Origin of the sequence: Salipiger sp. HF18, assembly GCF_011806505.1 — a bacterium.
GTDB lineage: Bacteria > Pseudomonadota > Alphaproteobacteria > Rhodobacterales > Rhodobacteraceae > Salipiger > Salipiger thiooxidans.
On sequence record NZ_JAATOS010000925.1, the window covers coordinates 1 to 759 of the forward strand.

Consider the following 759-nt stretch of genomic DNA (forward strand, 5'->3'; position numbering starts at 1 on the left):
GCATCCGCGCCAGCATCTCGCCCGGCTCGGGGCCGAAGGGCACGGCGGCGAAGAGGCCGGCGGCGTTCATCTTGCCCTGCCAGTAGCCGCTCGTCGAATAGGCGGCATCCACCGAACCGTTCGAGGTCGCGTCGAGCATCTCGAGCGCGGGCACCAGCTCGCCGGGGTTGAAGTGCTCGAATTCCACCTCGGTGGAGATCGAGTTGATCTTGTCGACGAAGTTCACCGATGCGGTGCCGAGGATGGGCAGGTTGTTCGCGTAGCCCGAGGTCATTTCGAAAAGCTCCTGCGCCGAAGCGGCGCCGGACACGGCAAAAGAGGCGGCAAGCGCGGCCGCGAGGGTCGTTCTGGTCATGAGTTCCTCCCTGTAGCAGACGCCCCCTCCCAAGGGCGCCGTGGCGGGTTTTCCCGCCGGTGCTGGACGCTAACGAAACCGTGAATGCGTGTGAATACCCAATACTGCGGAGAAAACCGCGCTTTTCCGCAAGGGAACCCTGTTCGTTGCGCGGTGTCAGAGTACCGACGGCGGAACACATGCCAAAATTCGCGTATTTCGCGCCCGTCCTTGAGCCGGATCAAGGCGGCGGTGCGTCGGGCTGCGTCTCATGGGGGGATCGCCCCCCGCCAATCTGCCCGCCACGACGGCATCGCGGAGGACTGCGGCTATCTCGGTGGAGCGATCTGGCTTGCGAGAGGTTGCGGGCGACATGCCCACCAGCTCATTTGTCAGACAATTGGCTGTGAAGCGCCGAGTCGTCC

At 64.4% G+C, this 759-nt stretch carries 1 pseudogene; it reads right to left on the bottom strand.

The annotated features are described in order from the left end of the window. Window positions 1–355 (bottom strand): annotated as a pseudogene (locus HC022_RS28020) (C4-dicarboxylate ABC transporter); the annotation flags it as partial. Between the last annotated feature and the right edge of the window lie 404 nt (window positions 356–759).